The sequence below is a fragment of the Caulobacter sp. DWR2-3-1b2 genome (genome assembly GCF_049896345.1).
GTDB lineage: Bacteria > Pseudomonadota > Alphaproteobacteria > Caulobacterales > Caulobacteraceae > Caulobacter.
Genome location: NZ_JAFCUC010000005.1, coordinates 36,935 through 60,257 on the forward strand (window position 1 = coordinate 36,935; position 23,323 = coordinate 60,257).

General features: G+C 67.2%; 25 protein-coding genes. 9 read left to right on the top strand and 16 right to left on the bottom strand.

Annotation, left to right across the window (positions count from 1 at the left end; translation table 11 throughout):
• Positions 1–34 precede the first annotated feature (34 nt).
• From tatC to ACP694_RS14075, 8 genes are all read right to left on the bottom strand, one after another.
• A complete protein-coding gene (gene tatC / locus ACP694_RS14040) occupies positions 35–937 on the bottom strand; it encodes a twin-arginine translocase subunit TatC (RefSeq protein WP_426013337.1) in 903 nt (300 codons plus the stop codon).
• Positions 934–1,545 (bottom strand): Sec-independent protein translocase protein TatB, encoded by a 612-nt coding sequence (gene tatB, locus ACP694_RS14045; RefSeq protein WP_426013338.1) that lies wholly within the window; start codon positions 1,543–1,545, stop codon positions 934–936. Before tatB ends, tatC begins: the two co-directional genes overlap by 4 nt.
• A 135-nt stretch (positions 1,546–1,680) precedes the next feature.
• Entirely contained in the window at positions 1,681–1,905 is a 225-nt protein-coding gene (locus ACP694_RS14050) for a twin-arginine translocase TatA/TatE family subunit (RefSeq protein WP_426013340.1), read from the bottom strand.
• Between the two features lie 112 nt (positions 1,906–2,017).
• Positions 2,018–2,665, bottom strand: a complete 648-nt coding sequence (gene scpB / locus ACP694_RS14055; RefSeq protein WP_426013342.1) for an SMC-Scp complex subunit ScpB — start codon at positions 2,663–2,665, stop codon at positions 2,018–2,020.
• Positions 2,666–2,806: 141 nt separating this feature from the next.
• Positions 2,807–3,631, bottom strand: coding sequence for a segregation and condensation protein A (locus tag ACP694_RS14060; RefSeq protein WP_426013344.1), 825 nt, complete (start codon positions 3,629–3,631; stop codon positions 2,807–2,809).
• Positions 3,628–4,653, bottom strand: a complete 1,026-nt coding sequence (gene nagZ / locus ACP694_RS14065) for a beta-N-acetylhexosaminidase (RefSeq protein ID WP_426013345.1) — start codon at positions 4,651–4,653, stop codon at positions 3,628–3,630. The genes ACP694_RS14060 and nagZ overlap by 4 nt, the downstream gene beginning before the upstream one ends.
• Positions 4,654–4,666: 13 nt before the next feature.
• Positions 4,667–5,497, bottom strand: coding sequence for an SPOR domain-containing protein (locus tag ACP694_RS14070; RefSeq protein WP_426013346.1), 831 nt, complete (start codon positions 5,495–5,497; stop codon positions 4,667–4,669).
• Between the two features lie 113 nt (positions 5,498–5,610).
• Positions 5,611–6,795: a deoxyguanosinetriphosphate triphosphohydrolase gene (locus ACP694_RS14075; RefSeq protein ID WP_426013348.1), complete on the bottom strand. Its 1,185-nt coding sequence runs from the start codon at positions 6,793–6,795 to the stop codon at positions 5,611–5,613.
• A 78-nt stretch (positions 6,796–6,873) separates the two neighbouring features.
• On the opposite strand from ACP694_RS14075, the gene ACP694_RS14080 reads away from it, so the two are divergent.
• Complete coding sequence (locus tag ACP694_RS14080; protein WP_426013350.1) at positions 6,874–7,206, top strand: HesB/IscA family protein; 333 nt, start codon at positions 6,874–6,876, stop codon at positions 7,204–7,206.
• A gap of 151 nt (positions 7,207–7,357) precedes the next feature.
• Complete coding sequence (locus ACP694_RS14085; RefSeq protein ID WP_426013351.1) at positions 7,358–7,669, top strand: hypothetical protein; 312 nt, start codon at positions 7,358–7,360, stop codon at positions 7,667–7,669.
• A 7-nt stretch (positions 7,670–7,676) separates the two neighbouring features.
• Here ACP694_RS14085 and ACP694_RS14090 read toward each other — a convergent pair whose 3' ends face one another.
• Positions 7,677–8,015 carry a hypothetical protein gene (locus ACP694_RS14090; protein WP_426013353.1) on the bottom strand — a complete coding sequence of 113 codons (339 nt, stop codon included), beginning with the start codon at positions 8,013–8,015 and terminating at the stop codon, positions 7,677–7,679.
• 36 nt (positions 8,016–8,051) lie between these two features.
• On the opposite strand from ACP694_RS14090, the gene xth reads away from it, so the two are divergent.
• Together xth and ACP694_RS14100 are read left to right on the top strand one after the other, a co-directional pair.
• Positions 8,052–8,846, top strand: coding sequence for an exodeoxyribonuclease III (xth, locus tag ACP694_RS14095; protein ID WP_426013354.1), 795 nt, complete (start codon positions 8,052–8,054; stop codon positions 8,844–8,846).
• A gap of 44 nt (positions 8,847–8,890) precedes the next feature.
• Positions 8,891–9,721 carry a hypothetical protein gene (locus tag ACP694_RS14100; RefSeq protein WP_426013356.1) on the top strand — a complete coding sequence of 277 codons (831 nt, stop codon included), beginning with the start codon at positions 8,891–8,893 and terminating at the stop codon, positions 9,719–9,721.
• Between the two features lie 105 nt (positions 9,722–9,826).
• On the opposite strand, the gene ACP694_RS14105 is transcribed toward ACP694_RS14100, so the two are convergent.
• From ACP694_RS14105 to ilvD, 4 genes are all read right to left on the bottom strand, one after another.
• Positions 9,827–10,123: a hypothetical protein gene (locus ACP694_RS14105; protein ID WP_426013357.1), complete on the bottom strand. Its 297-nt coding sequence runs from the start codon at positions 10,121–10,123 to the stop codon at positions 9,827–9,829.
• Positions 10,124–10,127: 4 nt separating this feature from the next.
• Positions 10,128–10,826, bottom strand: coding sequence for a hypothetical protein (locus ACP694_RS14110; RefSeq protein ID WP_426013359.1), 699 nt, complete (start codon positions 10,824–10,826; stop codon positions 10,128–10,130).
• Complete coding sequence (locus ACP694_RS14115) at positions 10,823–11,287, bottom strand: HlyD family efflux transporter periplasmic adaptor subunit (protein WP_426013361.1); 465 nt, start codon at positions 11,285–11,287, stop codon at positions 10,823–10,825. Before ACP694_RS14115 ends, ACP694_RS14110 begins: the two co-directional genes overlap by 4 nt.
• An 84-nt stretch (positions 11,288–11,371) precedes the next feature.
• Entirely contained in the window at positions 11,372–13,102 is a 1,731-nt protein-coding gene (gene ilvD / locus ACP694_RS14120) for a dihydroxy-acid dehydratase (protein WP_426013363.1), read from the bottom strand.
• A 347-nt stretch (positions 13,103–13,449) separates the two neighbouring features.
• Between ilvD and ACP694_RS14125 the strand changes: the two genes are divergently transcribed.
• Positions 13,450–14,952 carry a GH39 family glycosyl hydrolase gene (locus tag ACP694_RS14125; protein ID WP_426013785.1) on the top strand — a complete coding sequence of 501 codons (1,503 nt, stop codon included), beginning with the start codon at positions 13,450–13,452 and terminating at the stop codon, positions 14,950–14,952.
• A gap of 8 nt (positions 14,953–14,960) precedes the next feature.
• Here the strand turns inward: ACP694_RS14125 and ACP694_RS14130 are convergent, their stop codons facing one another.
• Entirely contained in the window at positions 14,961–15,881 is a 921-nt protein-coding gene (locus ACP694_RS14130) for a Gfo/Idh/MocA family protein (protein WP_426013364.1), read from the bottom strand.
• 116 nt (positions 15,882–15,997) lie between these two features.
• Here ACP694_RS14130 and ACP694_RS14135 point away from each other — a divergent pair, with 116 nt between their 5' ends.
• The gene (locus tag ACP694_RS14135; RefSeq protein WP_426013366.1) at positions 15,998–17,023 is read left to right on the top strand and encodes an NADP-dependent oxidoreductase; all 1,026 of its coding nucleotides are present in this window, start codon (positions 15,998–16,000) and stop codon (positions 17,021–17,023) included.
• Between the two features lie 49 nt (positions 17,024–17,072).
• Here ACP694_RS14135 and ACP694_RS14140 read toward each other — a convergent pair whose 3' ends face one another.
• Entirely contained in the window at positions 17,073–17,420 is a 348-nt protein-coding gene (locus ACP694_RS14140; protein ID WP_426013367.1) for a copper-binding protein, read from the bottom strand.
• A 288-nt stretch (positions 17,421–17,708) separates the two neighbouring features.
• Here ACP694_RS14140 and mdoH point away from each other — a divergent pair, with 288 nt between their 5' ends.
• Both mdoH and ACP694_RS14150 read left to right on the top strand, forming a co-directional pair.
• Positions 17,709–19,715, top strand: coding sequence for a glucans biosynthesis glucosyltransferase MdoH (gene mdoH, locus ACP694_RS14145; protein WP_426013369.1), 2,007 nt, complete (start codon positions 17,709–17,711; stop codon positions 19,713–19,715).
• A gap of 90 nt (positions 19,716–19,805) precedes the next feature.
• Positions 19,806–20,723, top strand: a complete 918-nt coding sequence (locus ACP694_RS14150; protein WP_426013371.1) for a cobalamin biosynthesis protein CbiG — start codon at positions 19,806–19,808, stop codon at positions 20,721–20,723.
• A 47-nt stretch (positions 20,724–20,770) separates the two neighbouring features.
• Here the strand turns inward: ACP694_RS14150 and ACP694_RS14155 are convergent, their stop codons facing one another.
• On the bottom strand, positions 20,771–22,147 hold the full coding sequence (locus ACP694_RS14155) for an MATE family efflux transporter (protein ID WP_426013372.1): 1,377 nt from the start codon (positions 22,145–22,147) through the stop codon (positions 20,771–20,773).
• Between the two features lie 132 nt (positions 22,148–22,279).
• Between ACP694_RS14155 and ACP694_RS14160 the strand changes: the two genes are divergently transcribed.
• Positions 22,280–23,284 (top strand): SDR family oxidoreductase, encoded by a 1,005-nt coding sequence (locus tag ACP694_RS14160; RefSeq protein ID WP_426013373.1) that lies wholly within the window; start codon positions 22,280–22,282, stop codon positions 23,282–23,284.
• Positions 23,285–23,323 lie beyond the last annotated feature (39 nt).

Here is a 23,323-nt window from a genome sequence, read left to right on the forward strand (position 1 = left end):
AACACTCTTCCCGCCCGCAAGGCAGGAAGAGCGGTTAGACCGCCACCACGTCCGTACCCGCCTCGTCCTTCGCCCGCCGCCGTTCGATCAGCCATACACACCAGATCGACACCTCGTAGAGCAGGCAAAGCGGGATCGCCAAGGTGATCTGGCTGATGGGATCGGGCGGGGTGACGATGGCGGCGATCAGGAACACGCCAACGATGGCGTAGCGTCGGCCGGTGCGCAGCAGCTTGGAACTGACCAACCCGGCCAGCCCGGCCAGGGTCAGCACCACCGGCAGCTGGAAAGACAAGCCAAAGGCCAGCAGCAGGGTCGTCACCAGGCTCAGATATTCCGACACCTTGGGCTGCAGCAGCACCTTGACGCCCTCGCCCGTGATCTGCTGGTTCAGCGAGAACCACAACACGAACGGCAGCATGATGTAGTAGACCAGCGCCGCGCCCATCATGAACAGCACCGGCGAGGCGATCAGAAACGGCAGGAACGCGTGGCGCTCCTTGCGATACAGCCCCGGCGCGACGAAGCGATACAGCTGCCAGGCGATGATCGGGAAGGTCAGGATGATCGCCCCGAACGCCGCCAGCTTCATGTTGGCGAACAGTTGCTCCAGCGGCGCGGTGGCCTGCAGGGCGATGTCGGGAATGATCGCGCCCTTGGGCACCGGCTTGATGCCGGTCAGGGCCAGCAGCAGGTCGAACGGCCCGTGATGCGAGCCCGCCCGCTGCACGGTGCGCAGGGTCTCGGCCACCACGAATGGATGGATCAGGAACAGGAAGATCTTACCAGCAAAGGCAAAACAGGCGACGAAGCCGACGATCAGCGCGCCGACGCAGATGATCAGGCGGGTGCGCAGCTCGACCAGATGCTCCAGCAGGGGGGCGCGCGAGGCCTCGATCTCGGAGTCGTCAGGGTCGTGTCCGATGGCCTGGCTCACGAGGCGTTATCCGATGTCTTGACGGGCGCGCGGGGCCGCTTGGGCGCGGTGATCTCGGTGGAGGCTTTCGCCGACCTGGCTGGAGCCGCCTTGGCCACGGCCTTGGCCGATGCGCGCTTTGGCGCGGCGCTGGCGGCGGCCTTGACCGCCTTGGCCTTGATCTCGACGGTCGGCTTGGGCGCGCTCTTGGCCAAGGCCCTAGGCTTCACCGCTCTCGGTTTGGGCGCTTCGATCAGCTCCGGTTCGGGCGGTGGCGACAGCGGCGCTGCGGCGCCTGGATAGGGTTGCATCGTCCCGCTAGCCAGGCTGGCGTCGATCTCGGCGAAGGTCTCGGTCAGGCCCACGTCGCGGGCGGCTTCGGCGGCGTCCTTGAAGGGCTGGGTATATTGGCCCGAGCGCATGGCCTGGACCTCCTTGCGCAGCTCGTCGAGTTCCGACTGGCGAGCCATCTCGTCGAAACTGGCGCGAAACTCAGAGGCCATGCCGCGCATCTTGGCGAGAAATTGCCCGATCTTGCGCATCAGGATGGGCAAGTCCTTCGGCCCGACCACGATCAGGGCGACCGCAGCGATGACAAGCAGTTCGGATCCACCGATATCAGGAAGCATAGCCGCCGGCCTTAGAGCGGTTTCCGGCCTGGGGAAAGCCCGGCCTCCGCGACTGTGTCAAAGAAAAGCGCCCGCAAACGCGAGGCGAGGGCGACAACATGGCGGCGACGCGGGTCGCGCCACGCCGGAAATCGACTACGACTTGCGCAAATCTTCCTTCTCGGCCTCGGTGCGCGGCAGCGCGCCGGTGGCCTTGTTGGCCGCAACCTCGTCGGAGGTCTCGTCCTTCAGCCCGTCCTTGAAGGCGCGGATGCCCTTGGCGGCGTCGCCCATGATGCCCGACAGCTTGCCGGGACGCGCAAAGAAGATCGCGACGATGGCGGCCAGGATCAGCCAATGCCAGATGCTCAAACTACCCATGATCGCTGGTGCTCCTACGCGTACGCGGCCCTACGGGCCGTCCGCACGCCATACCACAATATTTCAGACAATATAGGCGGTCGCGAGGCGGGGAGCTAATCCAATCGGACCGTCAGCTTTCCCCTAGGAAATCCTGCGCGAATTCCGGCGCTTCGTCGCCGTCGTCGAGTGGGTCTTCGTCCTCGCCGGGACGCACGCCCATGGGGTCGGGCACCGAGAAGCCGGGCGGCAGGTCCAGTGACAGCAGGCCTGCGGCCCGCATCTCGGCGATGCCCGGCAGGTCAGCCAGATTCGCCAATCCATAATGCTCAAGGAAGGCGTCCGTGGTGCCGAAGGTCACGGGCCGGCCCGGCGAACGCCGACGGCCCCGCATCTTCACGAGGCCCAGCTCCAGCAAGACGTCCAGGGTGCCGCGGCTGGCCTGGACCCCGCGCACGGCCTCGATCTCGGCTCGGGTGACGGGCTGGTGATAGGCGATGATCGCCAGGGTCTCCTGGGCGGCCTTGGACAGCCGGCGCGGCTCCTCGCGCTCCTCGGTCATCAGGAAGGCCAGGTCGGTGGCGGTCTGGAAACGCCAGCGGCCGGCCACCTGGACCAGTTCGATACCTCGGCCAGCATAGCGCGCGTGCAGGTCTGCCAAGGCCGCGCCGATGTCCGCGTCTTCGGGCAAGCGCTTGGCCAGGTCGTCGAAACTCAGGGGCTCGGCAGCCGCGAACAGCAGAGCCTCGATGCAGCGTTGGGTTAGAAGAGAGTCGAGCATCTAAGTCCTCCCCCTGTGGAGGAGGTGTCGGCGAAGCCGACGGAGGGGGGAGCCGGCCGGCGTGGGATCACTCCCCCCACCGGCGCCTTCGCGCCGCCTCCCCCACGGGGGCCCACGGGGGGAGGACTTTTCGGATCGCACTCACGCCAAGGCCTTCAACGGCTCGGCCCGCGTCCGCAGGTAAACCTCCGAGAATGCTTCCATCTGACGGGCCTCCAGGATCCCCTCCTTCACCAGCTCCAGGCTGGCCGCCAGGGTCGAGGCCAGGTAGCTGGCGGGGCTCGGCCCCTCGGGATCATGCTCGAACCGATCGACCGGCGCGACGCCCGACAGCGTCGTCCAGTCCTGCATCTCGGGCAGCAGGCGGCGCAGGCGGTCGCGGGCGTCTTCCAGCGGATAGGCCTGGGGCGGGCGCGGAGCGTAATGGCGGCCGTGCTCGCGTTTGCGCTGGGTGATGTAGGCGGTCATCAGGGCGTAGAGGTCGCCCTCGAAGCGGGTGGAGGAGACGATCTTCACAGCCTCCGGATCCCCGCGCATGAAGACATCGCGCTTCAGCAGCGGTCGGTCCTTCAGCGCCTCGACGGCCTGGCGCATGACATCCAGCTTGGCCAGGCGGAAGGCCAGCTGGGCGGCCATCTCCTCGGCCGGCGGCTCCTCGGCCTTGGGGCGTTCGGGCTTGGGCAGCAGCAGGCGGGACTTGAGATAGGCCAGCCAGGCGGCCATCACCAGATAGTCGGCGGCCAGCGAGAAGCGCACGCGGCGGGCCTGCTGCACGAAGGCCAGATATTGCTCGGCCAGCTTGGTGATCGACAGCTGCAGCAGATCGACCTTCTGGCTGCGCGCCAGGGCCAGCAGCACGTGCAGCGGGCCTTCGTAGCCGTCGATGTCGATGACCAGGGCCGCGCCGTCCTCCGCCGCGTGATCGGCGGCCTCGAAGTCTAACGTGGGCTGGAAGCCCGTGTTCACGCAAATTCGCCGTTGAAGGCCGCGTCGAAGCGGGCTCGGGCCTGCGCGACGTCCAGCGGCTCGGGAACCTTGACCAGCCGGCCCATCACCGCCTGGATCCGGCGCCTGGCGTTGGTGGACGGGCGGCCGACGCCGGACATCACGGCCCGCATCTCGGCCATGTCGCCATTGCAGTGCAGAACCACGTCGCAGCCGGCCGACAGGCTGTCCTTGGCCCGCTGCTTGAAGTCGCCCGATAGGGCCTTCATCGACAGGTCGTCGCTCATCAGAAGTCCGTCGAAGCCAATGGATTCCCGAATGATCTTCTTGATGGCCTTACGTGACGTGGTGGCCGGCCGGCGGCGGTCGATGGCCGTGTAGACGACGTGGGCGGTCATCGCCATCGGCATGTCCGACAACACGCGGAACGGCGCGAAGTCGCGGGAGTCCAGCTCGGCCAGCTTGGCCTTGACCACCGGCAGCTCCAGGTGACTGTCGCTCATGGCGCGGCCGTGGCCGGGGATGTGCTTGATGATCGGCAGCACGCCGCCGGCCAGCAGGCCCTCGGCTGCGGCGCGGCCCAGGGTGGCCACCTGCTCGGGCGTATCGCCATAGGCGCGGTCGCCGATGATCTCATGGCCCAGCGGATCGGGCACGTCCAGCACCGGCACGCAATCGACATTGACGCCCAGCGACAACAGGTCGTGGGCGATCAGTCGCGCGCCCAGGCGGGTGATCTCACGCGCCACCAGCGGATCATTGGCCACCAGCGCTCCGTATGACCGGCCCGGCGGATACGTCTTCCAGTGCGGCGCGCCCAGACGAGCGACGCGGCCGCCCTCCTGGTCGATCAGGATCGGGGCGTCGGGGCGGCCCACCGTCTCGCGGAGGGCGGCGGTCAGGGCTCGCACCTGATCGGGATCGGCGATATTGCGCTTGAACAGGATGAAGCCCCAGGGCTTCACGTTACGGAAGAAGGCGGCTTCTTCCGCCGTCAGGGTGGTCCCGGCACAGCCGAGGATGGCGGCGGAAAAGCTGGCCAAGCGCGCGCCTCCCCTACTTCACGAAGCAGGATTTGCCGGCGGCGGTCAGGGCGTCGCAAAAGGCCTTGGCCTCGGCTCGGCTCGCGAAACCGGTGACGGCGGTGCGGTAGAGGGTCGCGCCGTTCTTGTCGATCGCTTCCACCCGCTTGCCCTTGCCGGCCGCCATGCCGGGCGCAATGCGTGCGGCGTCGGACCAGGCCTTGTCTGCCAAGGCGGTTGAGGACAGGGCGCCGATCTGCACGCTGGCCGGGCCGCCGGCTGCGGTGATCGTGGCCGGCGCGGTGACGGGCTTGGCTGTCGCGGCCTGGACCGGCCTTGCGGCGACGGACCCTGCCTTGGGCGCGACGGCGGCCGTGGCCAGGCTCTCGATGCTGGGCGCGCGGCTCGGCTTGGCGGCCGGCGTCGCCGAGACCGGCGCGTTGGGGCCGACCGGAGGGGTCTTGGCCGGAGCCAGGGTCGCGGCCTGCACGGGCGTGGTCGGGGGCGGCGCGGCCGGACGAGCCATCGGCGCTTCCGGGGCGGCGGCGAAGGTCGGCGAAGGCTCGGCCTGTTCGTTCTTGTAGATCTGCAGACCGGAGGCCGGATCGGTGGGCTGGGCGCCCCCGGCTGGCGGGGTCGTCTTGATCGACGCCACCGGTTCGCCCACCGTGCGCGGCGGCTCATTGGCGCCCCGGACTCCGCCGCGATAGATCAGCAGCACCGCGACCACCAGGGTGGCCAGGACCACGGCGCTGAGGATCAGGGTCATGGGCAGGGGCCGCGAACCGCGAACCGGCTGGCGCGCGTCGAACGAGAGCGGCGCATCGGTAGGCGGCGTATAGGCGCCGCGGTGGGGATCGGACATTCGCGTCGAAGCTCCAGTATTCCAGCGCGCGGATCGCCGACAGCGAATCAGACGCGCGCGTTCGATAGTCTAACCAAGCCCGAGCTTACGCAGAACCGTCAGCAGGCGCCGGGCTAGTTCCAGACTTCCAGCTGGAACAGTTTTCGGTGCTCTTCGATGGCGAAACGGTCGGTCATGCCCGCGATGTAGTCGCAGACCACGCGGGCGCGGCCGGCCTCGTCACAATTCTGCGACCGGGCGAACCATTCCGACGGCAGAACGTCGGGCTCGGCCAAGAACAGGCTGAACATCTCGGCCAGAATACGGCGCGCCTGGCTACGAGTCCGATTGACGCGCCAATGACGGTACATCCGGGCATGCAGGAACTGACGAAGCCGCGCCAAATCCTCGGCCATGTCGGCCGAGAAGGCCACCAGGGCATGGTCCAGGCCCCGCACCTCGTCGGCGGTCTGCACGCCGCTCGCGCCGGCGCGCTGCAGCGTCTCGCCCATCACGTCATCAACCATGGCGCCGATCATCCGCCGCACGGCCTCCAGGCGGGTCAAGCGCAGGTCCAGGTCCGGACGCTCGCTGCGAACAGCCGCCAGGATCGGACCGATCAACGGCACGTCCATCAGTTCGTCCAAGGTGAACAGCCCCGCCTCGACCCCGTCATCGACGTCGTGATTGTTATAGGCGATGTCGTCGGCCAGGGCCGCGACCTGGGCCTCGGCCGAAGCCCAGGTGTTGAGGCCCAAATTATACGCGCCGTCATAGTCGGCGATCGCCTTCCACGACGGCTTGCCGAGTTTATCAATGACGGGGCCGTTGTGTTTGATGAGCCCTTCCAGGGTTTCCCAGGTCAGGTTCAGGCCGTCGAAGTCCGGATAGCGGCGCTCCAGCTCGGTGACGACGCGGAAGGTCTGGACGTTGTGGTCGAAGCCGCCATAGGGCTCCATCCTGGCCTGAAGCTCGTCCTCGCCGGCGTGGCCGAAAGGCGGGTGGCCGATGTCGTGGCCCAGGGCGATGGTCTCGGCCAGGTCGCTGTCGAGCCCGAGGGCCGTGGCCAGCGAGCGCGCGACCTGGGCTACTTCCAGCGAGTGGGTTAGACGGGTGCGGAAATTGTCGCCCTCGTGGGCGACGAACACCTGGGTTTTTTCCTTCAGCCGGCGGAAGGCCGAGGTGTGGATGATGCGGTCGCGGTCGCGGGCGAACGGCGTGCGCGTGCGGCTCTCGTCCTCGGGGAAGCGACGGCCCCGCGACTTGGACGGATCCTCGGCATAGGGGGCGCGCGGAACGATGAACGGAGACGACGACATGAGCGGCCTTTGCTGATCGCCCCCTTTCCCTGGGGCGCGGACACCCTCATATAGGTCAAGCACGGGTTTTCCACAGCCATGACCGACACCTCCGTTACGCTTTCTCCCAACGCCGCCCGCCGGCTGCATACGATCTCGGAGGCCGAAGGCCATCCGGTGATGCTGCGCGTCGCCGTCGACGGCGGCGGGTGCTCGGGCTTCCAGTATCGGTTCGACCTGGTCAACGCCGCCGACGCCGACGACCTGCGGGTCGAGCGCGACGGGGCGGCGGCCCTGGTCGACGTGATCTCCTTGGCCCTGTTGAAGGGCTCGGAAATCGATTTCGTCGATGAGCTGGCCGGGGCCGAGTTCCGGGTCCGCAATCCCAACGCCAAGTCCAGCTGCGGCTGCGGCGTCAGCTTCTCGATCTAATACTTCAACTCAAGCGATTGCGAACCGCTTCGGGTGACGCTATGAGTTTGGAACAAATCATAAACGCTAGGTCGGTCCCATCTCGGGCAAGGGCATGGCCACATCGAAAAGCCAATTGAAACCAAGGCGCCCCGGTCGCAAGATGAACGCCATGACGCGCGAAGAGACGGAAGCCAGACTGGAAGCCGCAGAGGCGCGCAGCGAGACGCGTTTCGTCGAACTCATCGGTAAGATCGACCGGCTGGGCGAGATCATCACCGGCGACCATGGTCTTATCGCGCAGGTGAATTCCTTGAGATCTGAAAGCAAGGCCGACAACAAGGCCACGCGATGGACCGTGGTCATCACGATGATCACCTCCATCCTGGCGGCCGCCGCCCTCGTTATGAGCGTTCAAGCCAATCTGCTATCGGCCTTCCAGGCTGGACAAGCCGTGGGCTCCTCTCGCGCGGCGCCGCGCTGAGGACCCACTAGGCCGGCACGAACTGCAGCACCGCCAGCGCCGCCGCGCCCCAGGCCAGCGGCGCGGCCATCGCGGCCCAGGCGATCGGCTCGCGGCCGCGCTTCCATTCGATCCAGGCCCGCAGCGGCGCCAGCAGGCAAACGATCCAGAAGCTCGCCCCCAGCACGAAACCGATCCAGGCCATGGGATTGCGCAGGGCGCCCGGGGCGTCGAACACCAGCGGCGTGAAGACGGCGGCCACCGCGCCGGCCACGGCCAAGGCGCAGCAGGTCACGGTCGCCAGAACCAGCAGCAAGAGTCGGCCGCGTCGTGAAATCTGGAACCCCGACTTGAGCGTGCTCGCCATGGGCCCTAGCCTTCCCGCCGCCGACTGGAGCCGTCAATGCGTATCGCCACCTGGAACGTCAATTCCGTCAACGCCCGCCTGGAAAGAGTGCTGGAGTGGTTCGAATCGGCCTCGCCCGACGTGGCCGTGCTGCAGGAGATCAAGTGCGTCGACGAGAAGTTCCCCGTCGAGGGCTTCGAACGCCTGGGCTACAACGTGGCGGTCCACGGCCAGAAGACCTACAACGGCGTGGCCATGCTCTCGAAATATCCGATGGAGGATGTGCGGCGCGGCCTGCCCTTCCGCAACGAGGACGAGGACGAGGTCGATGAGCAGTCGCGCTATATCGAGGCGGTGATCGGCGCGCCGACCCCGTTCCGCGTAGCGGGCATCTACCTGCCCAACGGCAATCCGGTCGATACCGAGAAGTTCACCTACAAGCTGGCCTGGATGCGCCGGCTTCAGGCCCACGCCCAGCGCCTGCTAGCCTTGGAAGAGCCGCTGGTTATCGCCGGCGACTACAACGTGATCCCCGAGCCCGAGGACGTCGCCAACCCCGAGGCCTGGGCGAACGACGCCCTATTTCGTCCCGAAAGCCGGGGCGCCTTTCGCGCGCTGAAAAACCTCGGCTTCACCGACGCCTATATGCAGGCCGACGGCGCGCCGCACGGCTACACCTTCTGGGACTATCAGGCCGGCGCCTGGCCGCGAAACCTGGGCATCCGCATCGACCACCTACTGCTGTCGCCCCAGGCCGCCGACAAGCTTCAGGGCGTGGTGATCCACCGCGACGAGCGCGACAAGGAGAAGCCTTCGGACCACGTTCCGGTCGTGGTCGAGCTTTCGCTCTAGTCTTCGCCCTGTTCCCAAACCCGGACTCTCGCTAGCCTGATCTCATGAGCGAACTCTGGCGTCTTATGCTGTTGGTGACGATCTCGGCCTCGGCCGTCACGTTCATGGGCAGCGCCGCGATCTGGTTCATTGACGAGGACCGCCGCATCCGCCGGTCCCTGCGCCACGTGCTGAAGGGCGCGCCGGAGACGGTGATCATCGCGCGGGGGCGCGGTCGCGGGGCGGGTTTCAACTTCTCCACCAACCAGGCCGCCGTTGCCTGGGACAGCGGCGCCTGGTGCCTGATCTACCGCATCGACGAACTGATGGGCGCGGAACTGGCGGTGGATGGCCAGGTGATCGGCCGCGTTTTCCGGGGCGAGCAGCGCCGCGCCATCGACCAGATCGTCCAACAGGCTGCACAGGTGACGCTGAAACTGATCTTCGACGATCCGCGCCATCCCGACTTCGAGCTCGACCTGTGGCTGGACGGCGACCAGGCGCGCCGCGAGACCCGCTCACCGGCCGACGCCATCCAGGAAGCCAACCGCTGGCTGCTGCGCGCCGACGCCATCGTCCGCCGGCCGTTGGCCCCGAAGGCCCAACTGCAGCCGGCCAGGCCGTCGCGCCCGCTGGCCGAGCCGGAGATCGCTCGGCCCGTACCCGCCCCGTCGCCCAAGCCCTACCAGCCCGCGCACGAGGCCGTGGCCGCCACGACCACCGCCCCGATGTTCGACGAGATCGACACCACCGCCGATCCGATTGAAGCGCCCTGGGACGACGACCTCGACGAGCCGCCTCTGGTGATGGACAAGCCCTACAAACCGGTCTCCAAGGCCACGCCCCGCCCGCCCAAGGGCGACCAGGACGAGTTGCCGTTTGATCTGGAGGACTGAGGGCGCAGGCAACGGCGACCTGGAGACGATCGGTGTGGAGCGCCCCACTCAAGGGTGCTTTGGGGGCTCGCTTCTAAAGGGTGTGTGTCCCTATTTCCTGTGTCCCTATTTCCCGGGTACGTTGCTGCCTGCGGCGACGGAGCGAATAATCTGCTCGGCGATGGCGACGCCCGAGGTCCTGAAGCCGACCACATGGATGTTCGCCGTCTGCGTCTGTCCTGCCGCGTTGGTGAGGACGACGCCCGTCACCCACTCGTTGTAGGACGTGCAGGTCGGCACGACCGACCTCACCCCGGTCCACGCGCCGCCGGAGTTCGAGGATATGTTTCCCGAGATCCACGTCGTGTTCGTGCCCTTCCAGGAACCGATCAGGCGGCCGTCCGGCAGGCGGTTGAAACCCATGATCCTATCCCTTCACCAAGGTGGCGATGCAGGTCGAGAAGGCGCGGTTGGGCAGGGCCTGGACTTCGCGTCTGGCTTGCCCGGAGAGGAAGTCGGCATATCCGAAGTCGGCCATGATCCGGCCGAACCGTCGCGGATAGGCCACGCAAACGGCGTAGGCGTTCGCGAGGATGGCCCTGTGGTCGAGGTTGGCGACGTCGGTCGGCGCGCGGCTGGCCGACCAGGTCACCGGCGTCTCGTTGTCGATGAAGACGCGTTCGGGCCGATCGCGCAGCGTGGCGGTGATGGGTCCACGATCGCCGAGCAACATCTCGATGTAGAGCGGCAGGTAGGTTCGGGCCGGATCAAGCCGGTACGAACCCGACGATCTGTCGAGGGCGAGATTCGATAGATGCGACGAACTCGCCCGCAGGCGGGCCTTCCCGGCCTCGGAGGGAGCGCAGGTCCGAAGATACCTCTGCACCTGCTCCGCCGCCACGGTCGCGGCCTGCGAGGACCTGTAGATATTCATGTCATCCCGGATTTCGGCCTCGGCGGCCAGGACGAGGCTTGTGTCGTCCATGACCCTGACACTCCGCTCCAGCAGGTTCGCGCAGGTCCCGCGACTGACGCCCGCGTCGGCCTGATCGACGATCGTGACGAACAGGCCGACCAGCGACAGGCAAATCCGGAAGCGCGCGCGGGCGCTGATCCTGTTCTTCATCGTTCTCTCCCCGCCCCACTCATCGTCTTCGCCACTGGCGACCACACGAAATCAATCACCCGCCGTTTCCCCGTCACGATCTCGACCGAAGCGCTCATGCCAGCCGACAGCAAGGCTTGCCGGCCGTCAACCGTAAGACGCGCCCGTGACAGCTTCCCCCTGACGGGAAACACCAACCCGCGCTTTTCGTCGACGATGGCGTCCGGCGAGACTTGGATCACTTCGCCCAACAGCGTGCCGTAACGGGTAAACGGATAGGCCTCCAGCTTGACGACGGCGCGATCGCCGGTGTGGACGAAGCCGATGTCGCGGCCCAAAACGAGGGCCTCGACCACCAAGGCCTCGCCATCGGCCACCAGGGTGACGATCGGCTTGCCGGTCTCGGCCACCTCGCCGAGTGTAGTCACCGCCACCGCCTGGACGATGCCGCCGACCGGGGCGGTCAGTGCCTTTGGGGACACACACTCATTTTCCGCAACGGCTTCGCGGCTGATAAGGCGGTGGCGGAAAATGAGTGTGTGTCCCTCACCCCACCGCCGCGTTTCCTACAGATCCGCGTAGATATGCGTCTCTTCCGCCGCCCCCGGATGGGTCGTCGCGCCGAGATAGGCCGGCCCCACCAGTTGGGCGAACTTCCAGATCGCGCCGCTGTTGTAGTTGTGCTTGCGCGGCTCCCAGTGGCGGCGGCGGTTCTCCAGCTCGATCGGATCCACCTCCAGCTCGATCGTGCCCTTGGTGGCGTCGATGCTGATGATGTCGCCGTCCTTGACCAGGGCGATCGGACCGCCAAGCGCGGCTTCAGGACCCACATGGCCGATGCAAAGGCCGCGCGTGGCGCCTGAGAAGCGGCCGTCGGTGATCAGGGCGATGTTCTCCACGCCCTGGCCATAGATGGCGGCGGTGGTCGACAGCATCTCGCGCATGCCCGGCCCGCCGCGCGGTCCTTCGTAGCGGATGACCAGGACGTCGCCTTCCTTGTAGTCGCGGTTCGACACCGCCTCGAAACAGGCCGCCTCGCCGTCGAATACCCGGGCCGGGCCGCGATGCACCTGGTGCTTGAGACCCGCCACCTTGACGATGCCGCCATCCGGAGCCAGCGACCCCCACAGGCCCACGACGCCGCCGGTCGGCGACAGCGGGTTGGAGACAGGGCGGATGACGTCCTGGTCTTCGCGCCAAACCACGTCGGCCAGGTTTTCGGCCAGGGTCTTGCCGGTGACGGTCATGCAGTCGCCATGCAGCAGGCCGGCGTCGAGCAGGGTGCGCAGCAGCATCGGCACGCCGCCCGCCTCGCCCATGTCCTTGGCCACATAGCGGCCGCCGGGCTTGAGGTCGGCGATGTAGGGCGTGCGGGCGGCGATCTCGGCCACGTCCTTCAGGGTGAACTCGATGCCGCACTCGTGGGCCATGGCCGGCAGGTGTAGGGCGCCGTTGGTGGAGCCGCCGGTGGCGGCGACGACGACGGCGGCGTTCTCGAAGGCCTTGCGGGTGCAGATGTCGCGGGGGCGGATGTTTTGCTCGATCAGCCGCATGACCGCCTCGCCCGAGGCCACGGCATATTGGTCGCGGTCGAGATAGGGGGCCGGCAGGGCCGACGACAGCGGCAGGGCCAGGCCGATGGCTTCCGACACACAGGCCATGGTGTTGGCGGTGAACTGGCCGCCGCAGGCGCCGTCCGACGGACAGGCGTGCTGCTCCAGCTCGCACAGGGTCTCGGCGGACATCTTGCCGGCGGCGAAGGCTCCGACGCCCTCGAACACGTCCATCACGGTGATGTCGCGGCCCTGGAAGCGGCCGGGCAGGATCGAGCCGCCGTACAGGAACACCGACGGCACGTTGAGGCGTAGCATGGCCATCATCATGCCTGGCAGGCTCTTGTCGCAGCCAGCGACGCCGACCAGGGCGTCATAGCCGTGGCCGCGCATGGTCAGCTCGACCGAGTCGGCGATCACGTCGCGGCTGACCAAAGATGAGCGCATGCCCTCATGGCCCATGGCGATGCCATCGGTGACGGTGATGGTGCAGAACTCGCGCGGCGTACCGCCGGCCGCCTTGACGCCCTTGGCGACGGCGTTGGCCTGGCGCATCAGGGCGGTGTTGCACGGCGCGGCCTCGTTCCAGCACGAGGCCACGCCGACGAACGGCTGGGCGATCTCGCGGGTGCCAAGACCCATGGCGTAGTAATAGGAACGGTGCGGCGCGCGGGCCGGTCCCTCGGTCACGTGCCGGCTGGGGAGTTGCGACTTGTCCCAGGTCCCGTCGGGTTTCTTGGTCATGCTTATGCCCTTCGAACAGAGCGGTGTGGTTAGCTCAGGCGCAAGCGCGACGGAAGGGTTCGCGCTTGGTTTTTACCGTGAAACCGACGCCGCACGCATATTTCGTTGCGACGGGTCAGCGGCGTCGCAGCCCTCGACGCACGATCAAACCCTTCGCAGCCGCGCCCTCTAGGCATTGTGTGACAAATGATGGTACCGCTCTCATCAGCCAGAGAGCGACAGAGATCGCTTAGACGGCCCGGGCGGAAACAGACGGAGTTTGACCAGTGATGAAGATCGTCCGGAACACACGGTTCGCGGCCGCCGCCGCCTCGGCCCTGGCCTCACTGCTGGCCTCGACGGCCGCAATGGCCGCCGAGCCGAGCGCCGTCCGCCACATCGCCATCGACGCCCAGGCCCCGACCACCCCGGGCGACCGCTTCTATGACCTGTCGGTCGGCTCGGACTATCCGGGCACCTTGCTGCGCGACGACAGCCTGGCCCAGCTCAAGACCGCCAAGGACGAGCTTGGCTTCCGCTACATCCGCTTCCACGCCATCTTCCATGACGTGCTGGGGACCTACCGCGTCGTCGACGGCAAGCCGGTCTATGACTGGATCAAAATCGACGCGTTCTACGACGCCCTGCTGAAGATCGGGATCAAGCCGTTCGTCGAGCTGGGCTTTACGCCCGACGCCATGAAGACCTCGGAACAGACGATCTTCTACTGGAAGGGCAACTCGTCCCACCCCGAACCCAAGGCCTGGGCCGGGCTGGTGGACGCCTTCGCCCGCCACGTCGAGGCGCGCTACGGCCAGGCCGAGGTGCGGTCGTGGTACTTTGAGGTCTGGAACGAGCCCAACCTGGCCGGCTTCTGGGAAGGCGCCGACCAGAAGGCCTATTTCGAGCTCTATGACCTGACGGCGCGCACCCTGAAAGCCGTCGATCCGCTGTTGAAGGTCGGGGGGCCCTCGACGGCGGGCGCGGCCTGGACGCCGGAATTCATCGCCCACACCAAGGCCTCGGGCGCGCCGGTCGACTTCATCACCACCCACACCTACGGCGTCGACGGCGGGTTCCTGGACGAGAAGGGCGAGAGCGACACCAAGCTATCGCCGTCGCCCGACGCCATCGTCGGCGATGTGCGGCGGGTACGCCAGGAGATCGAGGCCTCGTCCAGGCCCGGCCTGCCGCTCTATTTCACCGAATGGAGCACCAGCTACACGCCGCGCGATCCGGTCCACGATTCCTATGTCAGCGCGCCCTATATCCTCAGCAAGCTGAAGGCCAGCGAGGGCCTGCTGCAGGGCATGAGCTATTGGACCTATAGCGACCTGTTCGAAGAGCCGGGCCCGCCCACCGCGCCGTTCCAGGGCGGCTTTGGCCTGATGAACCCGCAGGGCATCCGCAAGCCGGCCTGGTTCGCTTACAAGTACCTGAACCAGCTGGGCGACAAGGCGATCAAGGTGGCCGACGCCGAGAGTTATGTCACGGGCGACAAGGGCGGCGTCCAGGCCCTGGTCTGGGCCTTCCGTCAGCCGGTGCAGGAAAAGAGCAACCGGCCCTACTACACCAAGGTGCAGCCCACTCATGACATTGAGCCGGTCAGCCTTGACCTCGAGGGCCTGAAGCCGGGCCGCTATGACGTCCAGATCTTCCGCACCGGCTTCAAGGCCAACGACGCCTACACGGCCTATCTGGAGCTGGGCTCGCCCAAGACGCTGCGCGGGTCGCAGGTAAGCGACCTGCAGGCGCTGACGGTGGACAAGCCCGAGACCCGAGCGCTGACCGTCGGCAAGTCGGGCGCGGCGAGGGTGGCGGTGACCATGCGGGCCAATGACGTGGTGCTGGTGAAGGTGGCGCCACGCTAACCGCGCCGTCAGCCCCCCGCCGCCTGCTCCACCGCCAGGCCCAGGTCCAGCGCCCGGGCCGCTTCCTCGCCGGTGACCACCGGACGCGGCGCCTCCCCGCGCACCGCCTTCAAGAACCCCGCCACGCTCTGGCCCAGGGGGTCCTTGCCGGCCGGGGTCTCGGTGAAGTCCTCGATCAGCGGGAACGGCGTGGTGTTGCGGAAGGTGCGGGCCAGAAAGTCGATCTCGACCTCGCCGGAGGGGTAGACGACCTTCATGGTCCGCTCGCGGGCCTCGGCGACGCGCGAGCTGTCGAACACGGCGGTGAAGCCGTTGTCGAAGGTGGCCTCGGCCTTGACCCAGTCCAGTGAGGTCGAGCGGGTGATGGCCCCCTCGCCTTCCACGGCAATCGGCTCGCCCTCGCAGATCGCCAGGGCCAAATCGATGTCGTGGATCATCAGGTCGAGCACCACCGAGACGTCAAGATTGCGGTCCGACGGCGTGCCGCGACGCACGGCCTCAAGGCGCAGCGGCTGCTCGGGAATGTCCAGCAGGCCCATGGCCTGGAACACAACCCGTTCCTGATGACCGCAGGCCAGCGGCAGCTGTCGCTTGGCGGCCTCGGCGACCAGAGCGTCGGCGTCCTGCGGCGTCACGGCCAGGGGCTTTTCGGAATAGACCGGCTTTCCCGCCTTCAGCGCCGCCAGCACGGCCGGGGCATGGTGTACGGCCGGGGTCGCGACGGTGACCACATCAACCGTCGCCAGGAAGGCGGCCATGTCATCGAAGGCTTCCGCGCCCAGGGGCTCGGCCAGGGCCTGAGCCCGCGCGAGGTCGATGTCGAACACCGCCTTGAGTTCGACCCCGTCGAGCTCGACGTACTTCTTGGCGTGGTAGCCGCCGAACACGCCCGCGCCGACAACGCCAGCCTTGAGGATATCTTGGGTCATGGGTTTGCTGTCTAGACCGTTCGCTTTGTCGCGGGAAGGACTGGAGGCGCGGACCAGACCGGGTTAAACGTTCGTTTAAGCAACGCACCTCGATCACGAGGTCTGGAGGAACGACCATGGTCACGTCGCGCGAAATCCGTCTGAAGAGCCGCCCGGTGGGTGTCCCAGTCACCACCGACTTCGAACTGGCCACGGTCGAGGTCGGCGCGCCGGGCGATGGCGAAATCCAGGTGAAGAACCTGTGGATGTCGGTTGATCCCTACATGCGCGGCCGGATGACCGACCGCAAAAGCTATGTGCCGCCATTCGAGCTGGGCGAGGCCCTGCAGGGCGGGGCGATCGGCGAGGTCACGGCCACCAATGATTCGGACTTCAAGGTGGGCGACATCGTCAGCACCATGTTTGGCTGGCGCGAGGTGTTCAACGTCTCGCCCAAGGCGCTAGCGGCCGGCGGCATGGGCGCGGTGACCAAGATCGACACCCATGGCCTGCCGCCCCAGACCTTCCTGGGCGTGGCCGGAATGCCGGGCCTGACCGCCTATGCCGGGCTCTTGCGCATCGCGGCCCTCAAGGATGGTGACATCGTCTTCGTCTCGGCCGCCGCCGGGGCGGTGGGGCAGGTCGTCTGCCAGATCGCCAAGCTGAAGGGCCACACGGTGATCGGGTCAGCTGGCGGGCCCGAGAAGGTGGCGTTCCTCAAGAGCATCGGCGTCGACGAGGTCATCGATTACAAGGCCACGCCCGACGTAGTGGCCGAACTGGCGCGGGTCGCGCCCAAGGGCATTGACGTCTATTTCGAGAATGTCGGCGGCGTTCACCTTGAGGCGGCCATCAACTCGGCGCGGCCGTTCGCCCGCTTCGCCCTCTGCGGGATGATCTCGCAATATAACGAAACCGGCGCCCTGACCGGCCCAAGCAACATCATCCAGGCGGTCGGCAAGAGCCTTAGGCTGGAAGGTTTCATCGTCTCCAACCACTACGACCTCGCGCCGCAATTCATCGCCGACATCGCCGGCTGGATCGGCTCGGGTCAGTTGAAGTGGAACGAGACGATCGAAGAGGGCGTAGAGCGCGCGCCCGACGCGTTCATCAAGCTCTTCAAGGGCGAGAACCTGGGGAAGATGCTGGTCAAGCTGGGCTAGCGGCCTGCTCCGTTTTGGGGACAGGCGCATGCGCCTGTCCCCACTACACCTACCGTCCCCTGAGCTCCGTCAGGGCGTAACCGTCGCCCACCTTGCGGAACTTGAAGCCCACCCGCGCGCCAGGCGTCATTGGCGCCTCGGCCAAAATGTCCGCATACCCCGTGAACGACGCGCGCCCGGCGGAGAGCTTAACCGCGCTCGCGCCGTCGTGATCGAGCGTGAGAGTCTGGCCTTCGATCGCCGCGATCACACCCGTTGAGTCGTACTCCGGGCCGTTTGGGACAGCCGCTTTCGGCGCCGCTGCGACCTTTTCGGGCGCCTTTGGCGGTGCCCCCTGGCCGCAGGCGATGAGCAAACCGCTGAGAAAAACGATCTTCAAGGCATTGATTTTTATCATATAGTCTCGTGACAAGTTACTAGCGACAGCCTGTTGGACGATCGCGCTTTGATGTTTTTTGCCGCAAGTGCGAAAAGCGCGGCGATTGTGGTAGCGAATTCGTGATCGAAGTTTTACTCTAGGGAGACTGGCGGCTCTCCACGCCGGTTGTCGGTGAACGCAAAGTAGCAGCAGAACGCGCCCAATTCCTAGCGGAGGCGGTGCGTCCGGTGAAGCTGACCTCGCGCCCATCGCCACGCTTCTTCGGAGAGGCCCGGCTTATCTCCGGACAGCCCGAGACGACAGACCATGAGCGAACGCGGCGCCTTCTTCGATCTGACTTCGTCGCGCAGCGTCGCCTACGAAACGGTGATGTCCGCCAGCGAGCGGGTCGAGATTCCCACCGACGCACCCCTGGCCATGCCGGTGCAACCGCTTGCCTTCTGGCAGGGCGGGGCCAAGCCTTCCAACACGGCCAAGAGCGACCTTCACCTACGCCGCTGGGGCGTGTTCATCGGCACCGCCGTGATGGGCTTCGCCGGCTGGAAGGCCACGTTCGACACCATCGCCCTGGGCGGCGTGACTCACCTGGAAGCCGTCTGCATCACCCTGTTGGCCCCGCTGTTCCTGGCTCTGGCCCTGTGGTTCTGCACGGCCGTTGTTGGCTTTGTGGTGCTGCTGGGCAAGCCCAAGGATCCGCTGGGCATCGACGACAGCGCATCCTCGCCCATGCCCAGACCCAAGGCCCGCACCGCGATCCTGATGCCGGTGCACAACGAGGACGCCGCCGAGGTGTTCGCCCGCCTGCGCGCCATGGACGTCTCGCTGGCCGAGACCGGCAATAGCCGCGCCTTCGACATCTTCATCCTCAGCGACACCCGCGACGCGGCCGTGGCCTTGGCCGAGCAAGCCTGCTTCGCCCGCTTCCGCCGCGAGGCCAATAGCCACGTGTTCTATCGCAAGCGCACCCAGAACACGGGCCGCAAGGCTGGCAATGTCGCCGACTGGGTCGCCCGCTGGGGCGGCGACTACGAGCACATGCTGATCCTCGACGCCGACAGCCTGATGACCGGCGAGGCCATGGTCCGCCTGGCCGACGCCATGGAGCGTCACCCGCGCATTGGCCTGATCCAAACCATGCCAATGATCATCAACGGCCAGACGATCTTCGCCCGCACCCTGCAGTTCGCCACGCGCCTCTACGGCCGCGTCGCCTGGACGGGCCTGGCCTGGTGGTCGGGTTCGGAAAGCTCCTTTTGGGGCCACAACGCCATCGTCCGCACCCGCGCCTTCGCCGAGACCTGCGGCCTGCCCAGCCTGGACGGCCCCAAGCCGTTCGGCGGCGAGGTGATGAGCCACGACGCCCTGGAAAGCGCCCTGCTGCGCCGCGGCGGCTGGGGCGTGCACCTGGCGCCTTATCTGGGTGGCTCGTATGAAGAGAGCCCCTCCAATTTGCTGGATTTCGCCACGCGCGATCGCCGGTGGTGCCGGGGCAATGTGCAGCACGTGCCGTTGATCGGCCTGCCCGGCCTGCACTGGATGAGCCGCCTGCACCTGGTGATCGGCGTGCTCAGCTATGTGCTGTCGCCCCTTTGGTTCGTAGCCCTGTCAGCCGGGATCATCTCGCGCATGCTGATGCCGGAGTTGAAGAAGGCCGCCTTCACCCTGGCCGACCTGCAGGCCGCAGCCCACGCCCTGATTGACTGGCGCGAGATCCAGGCCACCGCCTGGGCGATGATCATCACCTTCGTCCTGCTGTTTGGCCCCAAGATCCTGGGCTCGATCCTGGTCTTTTCGCGCAAGCACGAGATCAGGGGCTTCGGCGGCCGCCGCCGGATCCTGGCCGGCCTCGCCGTCGAGATGCTGCTCTCGGCCTTGGTCGCCCCGATGCTGATGTTCACCCAGACCCGCGCCTTGGTCGAGATCCTGGCCGGCAAGGTCGGCGGCTGGGCCACCCAGCGCCGCGACGCCGACAAGGTCACCGGCAAGGAAGCCTTCGCGGCCATGGGCTGGATCAGCCTCACGGGCCTGGCCCTGTCGGTGATGTTCTGGTTCACGCCGGACCTGCTGACCGCCACCGCCCCGATCCTGGCCGGCCTGGTTTTAGCCGTGCCGCTGACCATGCTGGGCGCACACAAGATCGCCGGCCTGGCCGTCAAGGCCAACGGCCTGTTCATGACCCCGGAAGAGCGTCGGCCGCCAGCCATCGTCCGCGCGGCCTTGGGCCCCGCCTGCGAGCCGCCGGCCGCCTGGTTCAGCCGCCAGCAGCATCCCGTCTTGGTCGCCGAGCACCCGGCGGAACAGAACGCCGCCTGACATCTTACAGCCAGGCGCGCTAAGCGTCTGGCTCCGCCTCCCCGACCGGAGTAGAAGCGCGCTTCGTTCAATCCTAACGGAGCTTCCGCCGTGTCGCGCCTCTTCAGCGCCTATGTGATCGTCGACTGGAGCGCGGCGGCCAAGCCGACCACGGGAGCGGACTCCGTGTGGATCGGCGTGGTCAAGCGCGATGTGCGCTTTCGCCTGACCTACGAGACCTTCAACCCGCCTACGCGTCTCGAAGCCGAGACCAAGCTGGCGGCGATCCTCGACGACCTGAAGAAGCGGGGCGAGCGCGCTCTGGTGGGTTTCGACTTCCCGCTGGGCTTCCCGCGCGGCTTCTCCCAGGCCCTGGCCCTGAAGGGCGAGCAACCCTGGCGCGCGGTCTGGGACCAACTGGCCAAGATGGTCAAGGACAAGACCGACAACACCAACAACCGCTTCGGCGTCGGCTCGGAGCTTAACCGCCGGCTGACCGGCGGTCCCTTCCCGTTTTGGGGCGTGCCGCCCAAGGACACCCTGACCACGCTGCAGCCGAAGAAGACCCGCGAGCATGGCGCGGACGACCTGCCGGAGTTCCGCCACGCGGATGTGGCGGCCCAACCTACAAAAGGGGGCGGCGCCCATTCGATCTGGAAGCTCTACTACAACGGCTCGGTAGGTGGCCAGGCGATCATGGGCATTCCGGCGGCGCGCCGTCTTCGGGATGCTCGCGGCGACGCGGCGCGGGTCTGGCCGTTCGAAACGGGCTTCAAGGCTCTGACCGAGGCCGACCTCGAGGGCGTGTCGGTGGTGATCGCCGAGGTCTATCCCTCGCTGATCAAGGCCGTTCAGGCGGCTGGCGAGGTCAAGGACGCCGCCCAGGTGCGCGCTCTGGCCGAGCACTTCGCCAAGCTGGACGAGGCGGGCAAGCTGGCCGCGCTGTTCGGGCCGAGCAAGGGCGCGCCGGAGGACGTGGTGGTCGACGCCGAGACGCAGGAAGGCTGGATCCTGGGGGCGGCCATCTAGTCAGCACGCCCTGATGGGGACAGACGCATGCGCCTGTCCCCATTGCATCACCGGTCCCGCACGTCCAGCATTCTATATCGCCCCAGCAGCAGCCCCGCCGCGATGAAGCTGGTGATGATCACCGACCAGACGATGCCGTTGACCCCCAGCTTCATCGGCAGGGCCAGCCACCAGGCCAAGGGGCCCATGATCAGGGCATAGGCCACCATGTGGGTGGCGGTGGGAATCCACACCTCGCCGCGCGCCCTCAGGGCTTGGGCGCAAACCACCTGGACGGCGTCGGGCAGCAGGAACAGGCAGCTGAGCGCCAGCGCCGGCCCGATCAGGGCCAGGGCCGCCGGGTCGGTCGTGTAGGCCGCCGCCACGAGATGGCGCAGCGGATACAGCAGTCCCGACACCAGGAGGGCGAACACCGCCGTGACGCCAAAGGCGATCCAGCCGGCTCGGCTCATGCCTGGCAGGTCGCGCGCGCCATAGGCCCGGCCCACCTGCACCGCCGTGGCGGTCGACAGGCCCAGCGGGACCATGAAGATCACCGCCACCACGTTCAGCACCACAGCCCAGGCGGCCACCGAATAGCCGCCCAGCCAGCCAGCCACCAGGCTCATGCCGGCGAAGGCCGAGACCTCGAAGAAGTTCGACGTGCCCGCGCCATAGCCAACCCGCCGTTGCTCGATCTCGGCCGGCCGGTCGCGGGCCGGCTTGTCGAACACGCCCAGGTCGCGGGCGTCCTTGCGGCGCAGGATGATCACGACCAGCATCACCGTCAGGGCCACCCGCGCCACGAAGGTGGACCAGGCCGCGCCTGTCGCGCCCAAGGCGGGCAAGCCAAAGGTTCCCGGCACCAAAACCAGATTGACCGCCAGGTTGATCAGGTTGGCGATCCACATGGCGATGGTCACCGCCCCCGGCCGCGCCAGGCCCTCCAACCAAAAGCTCAGGGCGACGCTCAGCGCATAGGGGGTCAGTGACAGCGAAAACACGATCAGCGGCACGGTCGCGCCGTCGGCCAGGGCCTTGTCCAGGCCCGCGCGGTGCAGCAGCGGCGGTCCCAGCACCGCCAGCAGCAAGGTGCCAGCCAGGCCCAACCACAGGGCGTAGGAGAGCCCCCGCCGCAGCACCGCTCCCGCCTCATGCGGCTTGCCGGCTCCGATGGCCCGCGAGCCCATCACCTGCACCCCGACCAGCAGCCCGACCGTGACGGTGACGAACACCGAGGTCGGCGCCCAGGCCATGGCGTGGAAGCCAAGTTGCGTCGCCGAATAGTGCCCCACCACGATGGCGTCGGTCAGGCCCATGACCATGATCCCCAGGCGCGACAGCACCACCGGCCCCGCCAGGCGGAGCAGTTCAATCAGGTCGGAGACGATGACGCCGTGCGGCTTCCCCGGGTCGGGAGCCGACGCGGCCGCGAGCGGCGGCATGGAAAGGCCTTTCAAAGAGGGCCGGGAAAATGACCGATGCCTCCGCTTTGGGCAACCCCGCTTCCCATGCTGAGGCTTGGAACATCCGCTACCGCTCGCCTGTTCCGACGTCTCAGCCTTCAGGAGCGCGCGATGTCAGACGTCGAAACCCCGGAATTTGAATCCGCCGCCCACCGCACGTCGCAGGCCGAACGCGACATCCAGGCCCCGCTGGACGCGAAGGAGAAGCGGTCGTTCAAGGAGAACGAGGACGCGAAGCCCGCCATGCAAGCCGGCGCTCGTCCCTATCCCGCGCCGCCCTTCCCCGAACAGCACCAGCTGAAGCCCGGCCTCGAGGCCGCGCTCGATCCGGCGCCGATGTACGACGCGCCCTTCTACAAGGGCTCGGGCAAGCTAGAGGGCAAGGTGGCCCTGATCACCGGCGCCGACAGCGGCATTGGCCGGGCCGTGGCGGTGCTTTTCGCCCGCGAAGGGGCCGACGTCGCCATCGGCTACCTCGACGAAGACGAGGACGCCGAGCTGACCCGCATGGCCGTTGAACAGGAAGGCCGCCGCGCCATCCTTGTGCCCGGCGATGTCGCCGACCCCGCCTATGCCAAGGCCGCCGTCGCGCGCACGGTCGCGGAGTTGGGCAAGTTGGACATTTTGGTCAACAACGCCGCCTTCCAGGAGCACGTGCTCGACTTCGAGGACCTGACCGAAGAACACTTCGACCGCACGCTGAAGACCAACCTCTATGGCTATTTCCACATGGCCCAGGCGGCGGTGAAAGTGATCCCGCCGGGTGGCGCCATCGTCAACACCGGCTCGGTTACCGGCTTGCTCGGTAACAAGGACCTGTTGGACTATTCGATGACCAAGGGCGGCATCCACGCCTTCACCCGCTCGCTGGCCACCCACCTGATCGACAAGGGCATTCGGGTCAACGCCGTGGCCCCCGGTCCTGTCTGGACCCCGCTGAACCCGGCCGACAAGCTGGGTCCCGACGTGGCGCAGTTTGGCGGCAAGACGCCCATGAAACGCCCGGCCCAACCGGAGGAGATCGCGCCCGCCTACGTGTTCCTGGCCTCCCCCCAGACCTCCAGCTACATCACCGGTGAAGTGCTGCCGATCATCGGCGGCTACACGGGAGGCTAGGCGGAACCGCTGGCGGCGTTAACCCGTTGCGAAATCAGA

Bases quoted from the DNA above. Each gene is read 5' to 3' on its own strand.
- tatB (WP_426013338.1), bottom strand. From the start codon at position 1,545: ATGCTTCCTGATATCGGTGGATCCGAACTGCTTGTCATCGCTGCGGTC.
- ACP694_RS14050 (WP_426013340.1), bottom strand. From the start codon at position 1,905: ATGGGTAGTTTGAGCATCTGGCATTGGCTGATCCTGGCCGCCATCGTC.
- scpB (WP_426013342.1), bottom strand. From the start codon at position 2,665: ATGCTCGACTCTCTTCTAACCCAACGCTGCATCGAGGCTCTGCTGTTC.
- ACP694_RS14070 (WP_426013346.1), bottom strand. From the start codon at position 5,497: ATGTCCGATCCCCACCGCGGCGCCTATACGCCGCCTACCGATGCGCCG.
- ACP694_RS14075 (WP_426013348.1), bottom strand. From the start codon at position 6,795: ATGTCGTCGTCTCCGTTCATCGTTCCGCGCGCCCCCTATGCCGAGGAT.
- ACP694_RS14080 (WP_426013350.1), top strand. From the start codon at position 6,874: ATGACCGACACCTCCGTTACGCTTTCTCCCAACGCCGCCCGCCGGCTG.
- ACP694_RS14085 (WP_426013351.1), top strand. From the start codon at position 7,358: ATGACGCGCGAAGAGACGGAAGCCAGACTGGAAGCCGCAGAGGCGCGC.
- ACP694_RS14090 (WP_426013353.1), bottom strand. From the start codon at position 8,015: ATGGCGAGCACGCTCAAGTCGGGGTTCCAGATTTCACGACGCGGCCGA.
- xth (WP_426013354.1), top strand. From the start codon at position 8,052: ATGCGTATCGCCACCTGGAACGTCAATTCCGTCAACGCCCGCCTGGAA.
- ACP694_RS14100 (WP_426013356.1), top strand. From the start codon at position 8,891: ATGAGCGAACTCTGGCGTCTTATGCTGTTGGTGACGATCTCGGCCTCG.
- ACP694_RS14105 (WP_426013357.1), bottom strand. From the start codon at position 10,123: ATGGGTTTCAACCGCCTGCCGGACGGCCGCCTGATCGGTTCCTGGAAG.
- ACP694_RS14110 (WP_426013359.1), bottom strand. From the start codon at position 10,826: ATGAAGAACAGGATCAGCGCCCGCGCGCGCTTCCGGATTTGCCTGTCG.
- ilvD (WP_426013363.1), bottom strand. From the start codon at position 13,102: ATGACCAAGAAACCCGACGGGACCTGGGACAAGTCGCAACTCCCCAGC.
- ACP694_RS14125 (WP_426013785.1), top strand. From the start codon at position 13,450: ATGGCCGCCGAGCCGAGCGCCGTCCGCCACATCGCCATCGACGCCCAG.
- ACP694_RS14130 (WP_426013364.1), bottom strand. From the start codon at position 15,881: ATGACCCAAGATATCCTCAAGGCTGGCGTTGTCGGCGCGGGCGTGTTC.
- ACP694_RS14135 (WP_426013366.1), top strand. From the start codon at position 15,998: ATGGTCACGTCGCGCGAAATCCGTCTGAAGAGCCGCCCGGTGGGTGTC.
- ACP694_RS14140 (WP_426013367.1), bottom strand. From the start codon at position 17,420: ATGATAAAAATCAATGCCTTGAAGATCGTTTTTCTCAGCGGTTTGCTC.
- mdoH (WP_426013369.1), top strand. From the start codon at position 17,709: ATGAGCGAACGCGGCGCCTTCTTCGATCTGACTTCGTCGCGCAGCGTC.
- ACP694_RS14155 (WP_426013372.1), bottom strand. From the start codon at position 22,147: ATGCCGCCGCTCGCGGCCGCGTCGGCTCCCGACCCGGGGAAGCCGCAC.
- ACP694_RS14160 (WP_426013373.1), top strand. From the start codon at position 22,280: ATGTCAGACGTCGAAACCCCGGAATTTGAATCCGCCGCCCACCGCACG.